The 13,573-nt window shown below is 38.3% G+C and carries 12 protein-coding genes; 7 read left to right on the top strand and 5 right to left on the bottom strand.

All coding sequences use genetic code 11. The features are described from left to right. Window positions 1-715: 715 nt before the first annotated feature. Window positions 716-1,351 carry an isoprenylcysteine carboxylmethyltransferase family protein gene (locus H5089_RS06525; RefSeq protein WP_182711799.1) on the top strand — a complete coding sequence of 212 codons (636 nt, stop codon included), beginning with the start codon at window positions 716-718 and terminating at the stop codon, window positions 1,349-1,351. Window positions 1,352-1,443: 92 nt separating this feature from the next. On the opposite strand, the gene H5089_RS06520 is transcribed toward H5089_RS06525, so the two are convergent. The 3 genes from H5089_RS06520 to H5089_RS06510 are packed head-to-tail and all read right to left on the bottom strand — an operon-like array spanning window position 1,444 to window position 6,064. Further along, complete coding sequence (locus tag H5089_RS06520; protein WP_182711798.1) at window positions 1,444-3,462, bottom strand: bifunctional diguanylate cyclase/phosphodiesterase; 2,019 nt, start codon at window positions 3,460-3,462, stop codon at window positions 1,444-1,446. A 4-nt stretch (window positions 3,463-3,466) separates the two neighbouring features. Continuing rightward, window positions 3,467-3,994 (bottom strand): YfiR family protein, encoded by a 528-nt coding sequence (locus H5089_RS06515; RefSeq protein WP_182711797.1) that lies wholly within the window; start codon window positions 3,992-3,994, stop codon window positions 3,467-3,469. A gap of 9 nt (window positions 3,995-4,003) precedes the next feature. After that, on the bottom strand, window positions 4,004-6,064 hold the full coding sequence (locus H5089_RS06510) for a TonB-dependent receptor domain-containing protein (RefSeq protein ID WP_182711796.1): 2,061 nt from the start codon (window positions 6,062-6,064) through the stop codon (window positions 4,004-4,006). Window positions 6,065-6,543: 479 nt separating this feature from the next. On the opposite strand from H5089_RS06510, the gene H5089_RS06505 reads away from it, so the two are divergent. The 5 genes from H5089_RS06505 (at window position 6,544) to H5089_RS06485 (ending at window position 10,511) form a co-directional block, all read left to right on the top strand. After that, entirely contained in the window at window positions 6,544-7,419 is an 876-nt protein-coding gene (locus H5089_RS06505) for a diguanylate cyclase domain-containing protein (RefSeq protein WP_182711795.1), read from the top strand. Between the two features lie 149 nt (window positions 7,420-7,568). Then, complete coding sequence (locus H5089_RS06500; protein ID WP_024594980.1) at window positions 7,569-7,754, top strand: epimerase; 186 nt, start codon at window positions 7,569-7,571, stop codon at window positions 7,752-7,754. Between the two features lie 108 nt (window positions 7,755-7,862). Further along, a complete protein-coding gene (locus H5089_RS06495; RefSeq protein WP_182711794.1) occupies window positions 7,863-8,879 on the top strand; it encodes a kelch repeat-containing protein in 1,017 nt (338 codons plus the stop codon). Next, window positions 8,876-9,592, top strand: a complete 717-nt coding sequence (locus H5089_RS06490; protein ID WP_182711793.1) for a Sir2 family NAD-dependent protein deacetylase — start codon at window positions 8,876-8,878, stop codon at window positions 9,590-9,592. The genes H5089_RS06495 and H5089_RS06490 overlap by 4 nt, the downstream gene beginning before the upstream one ends. A gap of 121 nt (window positions 9,593-9,713) precedes the next feature. Next, window positions 9,714-10,511 carry a response regulator gene (locus H5089_RS06485; RefSeq protein ID WP_182197608.1) on the top strand — a complete coding sequence of 266 codons (798 nt, stop codon included), beginning with the start codon at window positions 9,714-9,716 and terminating at the stop codon, window positions 10,509-10,511. Window positions 10,512-10,575: 64 nt separating this feature from the next. Here the strand turns inward: H5089_RS06485 and H5089_RS06480 are convergent, their stop codons facing one another. Further along, window positions 10,576-11,889, bottom strand: a complete 1,314-nt coding sequence (locus H5089_RS06480) for a M20/M25/M40 family metallo-hydrolase (RefSeq protein ID WP_182711792.1) — start codon at window positions 11,887-11,889, stop codon at window positions 10,576-10,578. A gap of 405 nt (window positions 11,890-12,294) precedes the next feature. On the opposite strand from H5089_RS06480, the gene H5089_RS06475 reads away from it, so the two are divergent. Next, window positions 12,295-12,753: a GNAT family N-acetyltransferase gene (locus H5089_RS06475; RefSeq protein ID WP_182692573.1), complete on the top strand. Its 459-nt coding sequence runs from the start codon at window positions 12,295-12,297 to the stop codon at window positions 12,751-12,753. A gap of 123 nt (window positions 12,754-12,876) precedes the next feature. Here H5089_RS06475 and H5089_RS06470 read toward each other — a convergent pair whose 3' ends face one another. Beyond that, window positions 12,877-13,557: an SDR family oxidoreductase gene (locus H5089_RS06470; protein WP_024597443.1), complete on the bottom strand. Its 681-nt coding sequence runs from the start codon at window positions 13,555-13,557 to the stop codon at window positions 12,877-12,879. Between the last annotated feature and the right edge of the window lie 16 nt (window positions 13,558-13,573).

Raw genomic sequence — 13,573 nt, 5'->3', positions numbered from 1 at the left:
TTGGACCCACCTGACTCCATGCCGAACTCAGTAGTGAAACGAAACAGCGCCGATGATAGTGTAGCATTTGCTATGTGAAAGTAGGACATTACCAGGCTTCAAATTGTAGAAAGCCCGACTAGAAACAGTCGGGCTTTTTTACGTCTGCAGAAAAGTAAAATGTGCGCAATTATCATCCACTCACAGCAACACCCATCACGTAGGTCGGGCGAGCACAGCGACTCCCGACGTTAAAATCACAGCAAAATCCCTCAATATCTCAGTGGGCCAATCCAGTAGCATTTGCTATGTGACTCTCCACCGCTGTGGGCACTACGACATTACCAGGCTTCAAATTGTAGAGAGCCCGACTAGAAATAGTCGGGCTTTTTTACGCCTGCAGAAAAGTGAAATGTGCGCAATTAATATACACTCATACCAACACCATCAAGTAGGGCGGAAAAATAGATCACTTAATTAAGCGAATTGGTATAAAAATAAAATTGTGAACTACCGAATTTACGTTTTCGGTTTGTGTAAGCAGTTGTTTAGGTGAAGTATCAAACAGAATTTATAAATTAGTTTGATTAGTTGATTATAACTCGTTAACTAACCACAGACTTAGCTTGTTTATGAGGGCAATGAATACTAATATGATTTCATGATCTTATAACTAAATCTATTGGCTTAGTTGTTTTAAAATTACTACCAATAATGATTGTGAGCTGTAACTTAAATGCCTTATGAAACATTTGTAGATGACTCTGCATCGCTAGTTGAATTTACCCGAGTTTACTTAGCTATTTTTTATACTTTTGTTGCCGGATTTTATACATTTAGAATTATTTATAAAAATCGAAATACACCATCAGGCGTTATTTATCCCGGTGATAAATTTTGTACTAGTTGGTGGAACCATATGGTTTTTAAGTTTTTCAGAGCTGCTATTTGGTTTGTATGTGTAGTGAGAGTGTTTGTACCTGAGTTAGATAGCTATCTTGGGCTATTCCCAATACTCAATGGCTGGCCAGGCGTATTATTTGGCGATGTATTATTGACCGCAGGCTTTATTTTAACGATGTTTGTACATTTTCAGATGGCAGCCCTTTGGCGTTCAGGAATTGATCCTAAGGGACCACATGAGCTTAAAACATCAGGATTATATGAATACTCTAGAAATCCGATGTATTTAGGTATCGTAGCAGCACAAGTAGGTTTCTTTTTAGCCTTACCTAGTATATTTAGTTTGATCTGCTTAGTGGTTGGTTTAATTGCTATATATAGACAAACTTTAGTTGAGGAAGCTCATTTGACCCATCGTTTTTCTACACAATATAAAGAGTATAAATTACTTGTCCCTCGCTGGTTATAGCTTGAGGTAAGGCTATAAGTATATTGAATGTAAATTAAGAGTTATGGGGTTTTCTATATTGAATTGTAAAAGGTTCACACGATAGACAAAAATTAGATCACTTCTTTTTGTTCTATGTATTTTCCCATAAACTCTTTTTTAGAAATAGCCTTTGAAAAGAAGTAGCCTTGAATGTAATCACAAGCAAGCTGCTTTAATAGGTCATACTGTTTTTGTGTCTCAACTCCTTCAGCAACCACCATTACGTCTAGATTGTGAGCCATAGTGATAATAGCTTTCACGAGAGCAATACTATTATCGTTTGATTCTATATCGTTGATAAATGAGCGATCTATTTTTAAAATATCTATATCTAAGCGCTGTAAATACGCCAAAGAAGAATAACCAACACCAAAGTCGTCAATCGCAATATCTATATTAATAGTGCTTAAGCGTTTTAATTGTCGTTGTATTGACGAGTCGGGATCCATTAAAGTATTTTCAGTGACTTCAATTAAAATGGTGTTTGCGGGTAGTTGGTACTTTTTACTTGCAACAATCCATTCATCCACCCAGCAACCAGCGCGGTCAATTTCAAGAGGTGATGTATTTACACTGACTTGAATTATCTTTTCACTTAAAACATTGAATTGGACGGTATCTTGAATTGCTTGAGATTTTACCCATTGGCCGATATCATTTATTAATCCGTTTTTTTCAGCAACTGGTATAAATTCATTTGGCCCTATTAGGCCTCTTTCAGGGTGGTTCCAACGAATTAAGGCTTCAGCTTTTGGTACTGATTTCCCGTCAATTGAAAATATAGGTTGGTAAAATAATTCAAATTGGTTTTTAACAATTGCAGTGCGTATTTCCTCTATTAGACGACGCTTTTCTGTGGCTTTTTCTTCGATAGCATAGGAGAAAAACTCATAGCGATTCCGCCCTTTATTTTTAGATAAATACATTGCTTGGTCAGCGCGTCTAACGAGCTCTTCTACTGTTAAACCATCAGCAGGGAAAAATGTTAAACCTATGCTTGCGGTAACATACACTGTTTCTTTTTTTACTTTAATGCTCTGCATTAAGCTGCTTTTTACTGCTTCGGCAACTTTTGATGCTTCATCAGGACTATTTACACCCTCTAAAATTAATGTAAATTCGTCACCACCTAAACGTGCGACTGTATCTTTAGTCGTTATACAACTTTGCAGTCTTGTGGCTACTTGGTGTAAGAGTAAATCACCGTAGTCGTGACCTAGGCTGTCATTCACTTCTTTAAAGCCATCCAAATCTATAAATATAAGGGCGAACTTCATTCCCTTAATACTTACTAAGCTTTGTAGTTTTTCGTAAAAATAACGTCTGTTCGGTAAGTCGGTTAACCCATCTTGGTAGGCATATTGTTGCAACTGAATATTCGCATTTTCAAGTTCATTAGTACGCAGTCTCACTTGGTTTTCTAATGAATTTTCTCTTTGCTCAATGTTGTATAACATAGCATTAAAACAAGAGGTTAATTGTCCTACTTCATCTTGTGATAGCTGTTTAGCGCGTAAGCTATAATCATGTGATGTGGTTATTTTATTTGCTGTTTGAGCTAAATATAAAATAGGGTTTAAAAAGCGACGCCTTAATAAAAGAGATAAAATTAGGCTGATGGCAAAGGTGAATACCATCAAAATCATTATAAATTTAAAGTAAAAAGTAATTCTGTCTTGAATGTAGCTGTTGTTAGCGCGTATTTTTAATATACCGTAATCATGCATATCGAGTTGAAGGGGTGTACTTACTTCAATACTTTGCTCCATATCTTCATCTTCGGATTGCGCAATAACAAGTTCCTCACCAGTCATACTTGTTACCATTATACTAATAACATCTGATCGTATAAGTATTGGGTTTATAAGCTCTTGCACTGCATCAATATCATCAAACATAAGTGCTGTAGTTATATTCGGTGAAAGCATTTTTGACAGAGAGCCCAAGCTTTCTATTTGTTCCTCTTTAGCGCTGGTTATTTCATAAGCACTAAATACAATGGTTACTGTCGCGGTTGATACAAGTGCAACACTCATTAAGATAAATAGTAATTTTTTGCTCATCGTATTTAGTGCAAATAGTTTTTTCATTGCACTACCTATCTACAACGCGGGCAAGGCGTAGCACTTTTGAGCTCATAGTAATGCCTGCATCTTTAAGCTGCTTCGGAGCAATTTCAAAGCGAATTTTACCACTGGAAAGAAAAAACCTGATATGACCGCCATTTTCAATAAATGTGTCTGTTTCACCAATGAGCATGACGCTTTTCAGCTCTAAAGGTGTTATGTTTTGCCATTCGATAAATGTATCAGAGGTAATAAATAGCATGTTACACGCCGAGGTTGTTACTTCATCCAGAGTGATTAATTTATTGTATAGAGGTAAGTTTTTTATAGTGCGACTTTTTAAAGCGTTGTTAGCCGCATCAATAAAGTATTTATCAGGGCTACAAATAATAAATTCATTAAGAGATTCTAAATGATAATCCCAGTGCCCAAAACGTGCAAAGTTATATAAGAAGCCTGCTTTTAGCATGTATTCTTTTTCAACAGCGCCAACGCTGGCACTAAGAAGTGTCAACGTTATTAAGCTACTGTGAATTAAACTTCTTAATTTAATCATCTAATTAACTTAGAAATTTGCTGAAATTGTAAATGTAATACATTCATCAATATAGTTTGGTAATGTATAGGTTTCGCGCGTATTATTGTACTCAATATGTGAACCTGCAAAGAGGTTTTTACCCGAAATTGCAGTAGACCACACAGGTGTTGCTTGCCAATTCCAACTAACATCTAACGTTGTGTAATTATCAGTGTTATATGCATTTGAGTTTATTGCGCGCAATGTCGCAAACACATTATGGTTGGTTAAAAAAGAATAATCGGCTTTTGCAAATAACTGCCTGTTTTTAGAGTCATAGCCGATAGCGGGCTCTACTCGAGGAGGTAAATCGTAGTTATAATCGGTGTAACTATAACCAAACTCAGTATTGAGATTATCAACAGGTTGCCACGATACAACTAGGTCGAACCCTTTAGTGGTCGTGTCTGCTACAGATGCAAAGTCTAAATCTATGCGAGTCATTGTTAGTGCTTGAAATACTTCTGGGATTCTCCCTGCTAGAAATAATTCAAGTATAGGTGTGAATTGTTCAGCATGCGTATTCATATCAATAACCGCTACGTTATTAGCATCGGTATAATAAGTAGAAAGATCCAATGACCAATCGTTAGCAGTAAAACGGTAGCCTAATTCATAAGATAGATAGTTTTCAGATTTAACTTTGTCGTTACCATTTAGGTAGGTTGCAATTCGGTAGTCGTCTATTTGTCCAAAGCCAGAGCTTAAACCGGTAAGATCTTTAATTTCAGTACCATTAACTTTAAAGTTGTCGTTAAATTCAATCAATGTTGGTGTACGTACACTTCTCGATATAGCACCCCAAGTAAGGTGGTTATCTACTGGTTTGTATATAAGCCTTGCTGACGGTTGATTTTCCCAGCCAGTTAAATCGTTATGATCAAGCTTAGTACCAATAATAAAATCGAGTGTATCAGGCGTCACATTGTATTGAGCTTGAACAAGTGCACCAAACTGTTTGAGGTTATCAAAGTTTTTATCGCTATCTAAAAATACACTTTCTGCGAAAGAGATAGAGTTATACCGGTAGTTTAATCCCCAATCTAGCTGTAGAGATTGGTACATGAAGTTCATTTGATAATCAATATCTATCGATTCAAAATCTTCTTTAATATAATCTTGGGAACCATTTTGTTTCAGCCAAGAAATTTGTAGCATTTGATTGGCATCGGGCGACACTCTGTTTTCAAGGCGTGCCATTATGCGTGAGTCTGTTCGCTTTAAATCATCTGAGAATGAAATGTTTTCGTTGGTTTTATCTATAACACCTCGGTAGTTTTGACCAAGTGTTGAGTGAGTAACGTCCCCCTGTAGTAGCGCAGACCACTCATCATTAGGGGTAAAGTCAGCCCGAAAACCTAAAGAATTTTGTTTAGTTGTATCGTTAGGTGCGAGTAAGATCCCTTTTTTTGATTCATTCGCATCTTTTACATGACCATACACACGGTAGCTGCCTATGTTACTTATATCACCACCGTAACGAAGATTTGCATCAACATTTATTTGATTACCAGTTGTTACGTTTGCGTATCCACCGCGAGTATCAATACTGTTTTTAGTAATGATATTAATCACGCCATTATTTGCGTTACTACCCCAAAGTAATCCGCCTTGTCCGCGTATTACTTCAATGCGTTCAATGTCATACAAAGGAACGTTGAGTGTTTCCCAATAAACTGCAGCAAATTTTGGGGTATATAAGCTTTGTCCGTCAATCATAACCAATAGTTTGCTAGAAAATCGAGAGGCGATACCTCTTGATGAAATAGCCCATTGATTGTTATCGAGCTGACGTACAATTAAACCAGGCACCATTTTCAGTGCTTCAGGTACTGATGTAGCACCAGAGTTAGTAATTTGTTCTTTACTTAATACATAAATAGATGAAGCGGTATCAAATGCTGATTGTGCTCTTTTCATCGCAGAAGTTGCTTGTACATCCATGCCCATTAAAGCATCAAGATCGAGGTCTTCATCTTCAAACGGCTCGGCCGTTAAGAGAGGGCAAACAAAAAGTAATGGCCAAAACAAACGTTGTGATATTTTCACCCAAAAGTCTCCTGCGCAATCAAAAATCAAAAACAGTCTTTGTTTTTGTAATACATGTGATATCACACAATATTAACATACATTAACAGTGTAAAAGCATAAATGAGATTAAATCAAGGTAACTAATTTTGTAGTAGTTAAAAGGTCTAATTTCGCCCAATTGAACTGTAAAAATATAGTTAAATGAACTTTATAAGTATATTTATTAAAGAGTCAGTAAAATGTAAATAGCTGATAGTTATATGTTTATATACGACTTAAAATTTAGTCTATTTCAGAATAACTTCAAAGTATTTATGGTTATTAAATATTTAATCTTAACTTTTTCGTGTCATGCTTCTCAAAGCAATATTAATTATATGGGCACAATTTATACCTAGCCCTGTGTTATCTGCGATTGTGGTTTAATTATCTTTGCTTTTGTTAAAGCTATATAGAATACTTAAATTTGCTTGGTTTTGCTTTGAAGGCACCAAAGTATGATAAAAAATGAATTAATTAATGTAGAAGCAGTACTCGATTTAATGCTTGATGCCGTTTGTGTGGTAGATAAACAAGGCACATTTGTTTTTGTAAGCGCAGCATTTGAGCAAATTTTTGGTTATACGGCCGACGAAGTTGTAGGCAAAAAGATGATTAACTATGTTTACGAAGGTGATCATTACAAAACGCATAACGCCGTAACTTCGCTATTGTCTGGCGAAACGGTAAACCCTCGCTTTGAAAACCGCTGGATGAGAAAAGATGGTCAATTAGTCCATATATTATGGTCTGTTCGTTGGTCAGAGCAACATCAAGTAAGAATTGCAGTAGCGCACGATATAACTGAGCGAAAAGTAATGGAAGAGCAGCTCCATTACATGGCTCGGCACGATGTGTTAACTGGTTTGCCTAATCGCTCTTTATTGATGGAGCGATTAGAAAAAGTAATTATTAGTGCAACTACAAACAACACATTTTTTTCTTTACTGTTTATAGACATAAATGGCTTTAAAGCAGTAAACGACACCCACGGACACGAAACTGGCGATAAGCTTTTATGTGCTATAGCAAAAAGGCTTTCAGCGTCGGTTAGGCATTACGACACAGTAGGGCGTTTAGGTGGAGACGAATTTTTAATTATTTTAGATAATTTAAGTTCTAGCCACGAAACCGTCAGAATAAAAAATAAAGTCCTCACTGAGTTTAAAGCTGTCTTTAAGTTAGATGACGTACTACTAAATATTTCACCTAGTATTGGTATTGCAAACTACCCAGAGCACGGCCAAACAGATCACGAACTTATAAAATATGCTGATCAAGCTATGTACAAAAATAAACAACAAGGCTTAGATAACGTAACCTATTTACCTTAAAAAATTATGCTGAACTACCACCTTAGACAGCTCATCCTCACAACGCCCTTAACTACAATACATTACTTACCGCCACATTTTTAATAGCGGTTTTCCAGCGCTGCGTTAAAAACCTATAAATGCTCTTACAGCAGTTTGTAGGTAGTTCCTTGATAAATAAACTGCACAAGTTATGTCTGGGTGATAATGAAGGCAATTACCGTATAGGCAGTAATACATTTTTTACTAATGATGCAGGCGAAAGCAAAGTTTCGGTCACTGATTACGCAACAGCAATGGTTGATGTAGCGCAAAATGCAGCGCACGTAAATCAGCATATTAGTATTGCCTACTAATATGGTTACTAATCAAAAGCGTTTGATTATTTTGATATAACAATACTGGCTCACAAGGCTAAAATAATTTAATCTGAGCGTATTAATTCTTATTAAATTATTTGCCTTATGAGCCTTCTTTTTTCTCTTGCGTTAGCAAGCCTTCCCGCTTTACCTGAGCCTGTTGCAAATAATGCTGTGGCTAAAGTTATTGTAAAAAACCAGCCCTACTTTTTAAGCTTTATGGGGCTGGGGCGCGATAAACAATACTCGTCAGTGCATAACAAAGTGTGGACGCTTAAAGTTGGCGATTCACAGTGGCAATCTAAAACTGGTGTGCCTTCAAGCTTGCCATTAAAAGGGCGCTTAGCAAGCACCGCAGTCGGCTTAGGCGAGTACGCTTATGTGTTTGGCGGTTATACGGTAGCAGAGGATCATACTGAAGTTTCAAGCCCCGACGTATATAGGTACGACGAAATAAAAGATACCTACACTCACCTTGCTAGCATGCCAGTACCCGTAGACGATAGCGTAGCGCTGAGCTACAAAGCGCGTTACATTTATCTAATTAGCGGTTGGCATAACGACGGCAACGTAAACTTAGTACAAGTATACGACACGCAAAATAATACATGGCAACAAGCCTCGCCATTTTTAGGTGAGCCCGTATTTGGCCAAGCCGCTGCTATTAGTGGTAACACCATTGTTATTTGTGATGGCGTTAAAACACAAGCTAATCCTGATTCGCGTCGCTCGTTTGCAGGTGTAGCACAGTGCTTAAAAGGCACAATAGATTCAACTAACCCACAAAAAATAGATTGGCGTACCTTGCCACATCCAACAGGCACTGCTCACTACCGAATGGCAGCCACCAGCTATAATGGCAATATTTATATGATGGCAGGCTCTAATAACCCATATAACTACAGCGCAATAGGTTACGACGGCAAACCTGCACCAGCAAGTGACCATGTTTGGCGCTTTAGTATCGAAAAAAACGAATGGCAGATTTTATCCCCAGTTGAAGTAAAGAGCATGGATCATCGTGGCTTACTTGAGCACAGTGGGGTTTTATATCGAATTGGCGGCATAGATAATAATCAGCAAGTAAGCGCTAACGTGCTCGGTTACGAGGTTGAAAAGTGAACACTCTTTACATTACAGGAGCGGGAGTCAGCGCAGCCAGTGGTATTCCCACCTTTAGAGGGGAGGATGGTTATTGGACCATTGGCAGTAAAAATTATACGCCTATGGAAATGGCAACGCGCGCAATGTATCAAAACGCCCCAAAAGAGTTTTTAGCATGGTATTACCATCGCTTTGCAACGTATCGCAACCATGGCCCAAACGACGTACACCATTGGCTAAGTGACAAAAACCTAATTACTCAAAACATAGATGGGCTTGATGGCAAAGCGGGTAACAAAAATTACATAGCGATACACGGCAGGCTTGATCAAATGACCTTATTTCATGAGCAAGGTGAGCCAGTCACGCCACTTGCCACCCCGTGGGATAGCGTAGACGAAAACTGCCTGCAAGAGTCTCTTTTTGAGCTATTTAATATTCAAAACCAAACGCCTGAGCTAAACCATTCATTTAAGCCCTTTGTTTTATTATTTGACGAATACTACACCGAGCTTTACAGAATAACACAAGCACAACAGCGTATGCTCAACGCCGATAAAATTGTATTTATGGGCACCTCGTTTAGCGTCAATATTACGCAAATGGCAATTGAAATAGCCCGAAATTACGACATTCCTGTTGAAGTGGTTGACCCTGAACCTGCACATATTTTGCACGCTAACGTCACATATAAAAAAATGAATGCATTAGATTACATTCAATCTAATTAATAAGTGCTATATTTTAAAGGGGTTGGTAATGTTTTCTTAAATATTACAATCTCTTTATATAATATTAACGAGTCAAAAATGTTATTATTATCCTGATTATAACAATACTAAAGAGATCTGAATGAGCGACTTAACTGCAATAGCAAACTTGTCCATTTTACTTGTAGAGCCTTCAGAGGTTCAGCAAAAAATAATAATAAAATCGCTTTTAGAAAGTGGTGTAAAACAAGTTGAAACTGCATCTACACAAACACAAGCGCTTAGCTTATTAGCAAGTTATCACCCTGATCTAGTTATAAGCTCTATGTATTTATCTGACGGGACAGCCGACTCACTATTGCAAGAAATAAGATCAAACCTTATCACCGAGCATCAACCTTTTATGCTTATATCGAGCGAGCGTAATAAAAAATACCTTGAGCAATTACGCCAATCGGGTGTGCTGGCTATTTTGCCAAAGCCTTTTAGCGCAAAAGCCATTACCCGCGCACTCAAAGCAACCCTTGATATTATAAGCGAAGAAGAAGTAGAACTTGATCATTTTGACGTAACGCTGCTGCGAGTTTTAGTGGTAGACGACAGCCGCTTTGCGCGTAAACACATAATACGTGTACTTGCAGGGATGGGAATACCTGCACCAATAGAAGCTGAAAACGGTAAAGAAGCTATTGAGCACTTGAATAACCAACCGTTTGACTTAATAGTAACCGACTACAACATGCCAGAAATGGACGGGCGAGAACTAACAGAAGCCGTTAGAAGCTCAAATAGCTACTCACATATTCCTATTTTAATGGTGAGCTCAGAGGCAAACGACACTCACCTAGCTAATATTGCTCAAGCGGGAGTTGATGCTATTTGTGATAAACCGTTTGAACCGGCCACAGTGCGAGAATTACTGTATAAAATAATGTCTTAAAAGTAAGTACAAGCGTAGGACGGTTATTATTTGGCCTACGCTCATCTTTAAAATACATTTACTATTACAGTTTTCCTAATCTATAAATGAGTAATGCCGTTTTTTTAATGTTTTTATCAAGGCTGGTTAAATCGGCTGTTTCGTTTTTAGTGTGCGCACCGCTGCCCATCAAGCCTAAACCATCAAGTGCCATATCAACATGGTTTGCCGCAAACGAAATATCAGCCGCACCTGCATTGCGTGGATTGGCGGCTACTACTTTGTTGAAGCCTAAGTCGTGGCTTGCGTCGCTGTATAATTCTAATAGCTTTTTATTGCCATCAGTTAATGCCATTGGCGGATAACCATCTTCAAAAATAAGCTCTGCTTTACTGCCATTTAGACTGTTGCTAGCAATAAGTTGCATTGATCTTTTTGCGTTTTCTAATTGTTTTGGTGAAAGTGCGCGTAAATCACCTGCTACATGCACGGTTGGTGCTATTACGTTGCTTTTACCAAACGCCGTTGCTGACGAATTAGCACTGTCGTAATCGGCATTGGTACCGCCCACAATAAGCCCCGGGTTAAACGTTAAATTAGGTTGCGTGGCAAGTTGCTCTCTAAAATCATTTAAAATACGTGATGCCTCGTAAATAGCGCCATAACCAACGTTTTCGCTAAATATTTGCGACGAATGCGCTGCATTTGCCGTTACGTTTAGCGTCCAACCGGTATAACCACGGCGCGCCGCCATAGCTGTTTTTATATTGTTATCGCCATTTTCATAACCAAGCGCTACGTCAGCCCAAATTGCCGCATCAACAATAGCTTGTTTAGATAAGCTAAGTGGGCGACCGCTGCTTTCTTCATCGCCAGTCAGCAATACTTTTATGCTTACATTTTCTAGTAAATTAAGGGCTTGTAAGCTTTTAAGTGCGGTAATTATTATCGTGTTACCGCCTTTCATATCGGCAACGCCTGGGCCACTGGCTGTATCGGCATCAAGTTGTTTGTAGGTAGTAAAGTTATCGTTTTTGGCAAATACCGTATCTAGATGGCCGATCATCAGTATTTTTATTGCATCGGGGTTTTTACTCTCATGGGTTGCCAGTACATGTCCTGCGCGGTTAAACGCACTGCCATCCAGCCATTCTACTTTAAAACCAATGGCCTTAAGTTGCTCGCTTGTCAGCGCGCCTACTTTTTTTACACCTTCAATATTAAGCGATCCGCTATTAGTATTTACGGCTTGCTCTATTTCTTTAAGTGCTTGGGGAATATTTTTATCGACCTGTTTTACTATTTCACGCTCATTTTTATCAAGCGCCGCATGGCTTGTAAGTGGTAGGGTACTAGCAAGTGTAAGGATAAGTGCATGGCTAAATTTTAAAAATGACATAACAGCATAATAAGTGAGAAATAAGAATATTTAATATGAATTAAAAATACAGAGGATTCAATAGAAGTAGATTGTGATTTTTAACTAATTTTATAAGCAATAACGAGTTACAAGTTTAAGGGTCAAAGGGTGAACGTGTTATTAGTTTAAACACAGGTACTTAAAATATAATCTTTTAATTAATAATCAAGCTGCATAACTAAACAGTAATTTGTCTGATATTACTGAACTCCACCATTTTGGGGTTTTGCTGCATTTAGGAAAGGTAAGGCGAAGCTAACTAACTGTTTACAGTTGTTTATTTTATAGCTAGGATAAAGTCATTGTAATATAAGGACATTTGCCGGTTTGTAAAGCGACAAATGTCGTAGACTAAATTGTTAGTTGCCAAAAGGAATTGAGTATATGGAAATATTTCACGCCACAATAGAAGATGCAGAATGTTTACTAGAACTTCAGCGCGTAGCTTATCAATCAGAAGCTGAACTGCATAATGACTTTAATATCCCGCCTTTAACTCAAACGCTTGATGAACTGAAAGCAGACTTTGAGAAGAAAATCATTTTGAAAGTTGTTGATAACGGTAAGTTATTGGCAAGCGGTCAAGCTCGCTTAGAAGCTGGTAGTTGTCATATTGGACGCATGGCGGTATGGCCTGAACTGCATGGCCAGGGTGTTGGCTCTAAGTTGCTTTCTTCACTTGAAACTGTATTTCCAGAAGCTAATCGTGTCGAGCTTTTTACAGGGGAGTTTAGTGCTTCTAATTTAGCGATGTATAAACGCCGTGGTTATTCTGAGTTTAAAACGGCAAAGCTGGGTAAAACGAGAGTTGTATTCTTAGAACGCAATCTAAAAAGCAGCTAACAAGCTTTTATTAATGCCGAATATTTTCCCTTCATTCTATCTAGCCGGTATTTAGAATTAACAACCATCAGGTTTAATACCATTAGCATTAAACCTGACAGCTCAAACTCAACCAAGCAACGTTTAATTAGTCGGCATTAAATAAATCTCGCGTACGCTGTTGCGCTGGTTTGCTTCAATTGCAAACAGTACGGCGTCGGCTACATCTTGTGGGTCGAGTTTGTCGGGTTTAGCTTCATCAAAAAATGGGGTGTTTACCATGCCTGGTGCTATGGTTGTGCAGCGGCCATTCCATTCGCTCATTTCCTCAGCTAAGTTTTGTCCAAAGCCATAAGCAAACCATTTAGTTGCACCGTAAATAGAGCCACCAATTGGCTTACGGCCAGCGGCAGAGCTGGTTAATATAAAGTGACCTTTATTTTGGCGTAAATGCGGCAGTGTTAGTTTTGCAGTCCATAGCAGCGCTTTAATGTTTATGTCGATCATGGTTGACCACTCATCTGGGTCACCTTTTTCGGTGCCAGCGGTTGAAACACCCATGCCTGCGTTAGCAAAGGCTACATCCAATCGGCCAAACTTTTCAATGCCTTTTGTTACTACGTTTTCAAGTGCGGTAAAGTCTGTGGCATCTGCAGCTACGCTAAGTGCGTTATTTGAGCCTAATGATTCAACTAATTTAGTTAATTTGTCTTCGCTTCTGGCGGTTAAAATGACTTTGTGGCCATTGTTAACCAGCGTTTTTGCGGTTGCTTCGCCAATACCGCTTGAAGCACCTGTAATGAGGACTATTTTTTCTTTCGCCATGATTATTTCTCCTATG

The organism is Pseudoalteromonas sp. SR45-1, assembly GCF_014163655.1.
GTDB classification, from domain to species: domain Bacteria; phylum Pseudomonadota; class Gammaproteobacteria; order Enterobacterales; family Alteromonadaceae; genus Pseudoalteromonas; species Pseudoalteromonas distincta.
This window is presented reverse-complemented; position numbering and strand designations above follow the sequence as displayed.

Excerpts from the sequence above, each read along its gene's own strand:
- H5089_RS06525 (WP_182711799.1), top strand. The coding sequence starts at position 716 with ATGCCTTATGAAACATTTGTAGATGACTCTGCATCGCTAGTTGAATTT.
- H5089_RS06520 (WP_182711798.1), bottom strand. The coding sequence starts at position 3,462 with ATGAAAAAACTATTTGCACTAAATACGATGAGCAAAAAATTACTATTT.
- H5089_RS06515 (WP_182711797.1), bottom strand. The coding sequence starts at position 3,994 with ATGATTAAATTAAGAAGTTTAATTCACAGTAGCTTAATAACGTTGACA.
- H5089_RS06505 (WP_182711795.1), top strand. The coding sequence starts at position 6,544 with ATGATAAAAAATGAATTAATTAATGTAGAAGCAGTACTCGATTTAATG.
- H5089_RS06495 (WP_182711794.1), top strand. The coding sequence starts at position 7,863 with ATGAGCCTTCTTTTTTCTCTTGCGTTAGCAAGCCTTCCCGCTTTACCT.
- H5089_RS06485 (WP_182197608.1), top strand. The coding sequence starts at position 9,714 with ATGAGCGACTTAACTGCAATAGCAAACTTGTCCATTTTACTTGTAGAG.
- H5089_RS06480 (WP_182711792.1), bottom strand. The coding sequence starts at position 11,889 with ATGTCATTTTTAAAATTTAGCCATGCACTTATCCTTACACTTGCTAGT.
- H5089_RS06475 (WP_182692573.1), top strand. The coding sequence starts at position 12,295 with ATGGAAATATTTCACGCCACAATAGAAGATGCAGAATGTTTACTAGAA.
- H5089_RS06470 (WP_024597443.1), bottom strand. The coding sequence starts at position 13,557 with ATGGCGAAAGAAAAAATAGTCCTCATTACAGGTGCTTCAAGCGGTATT.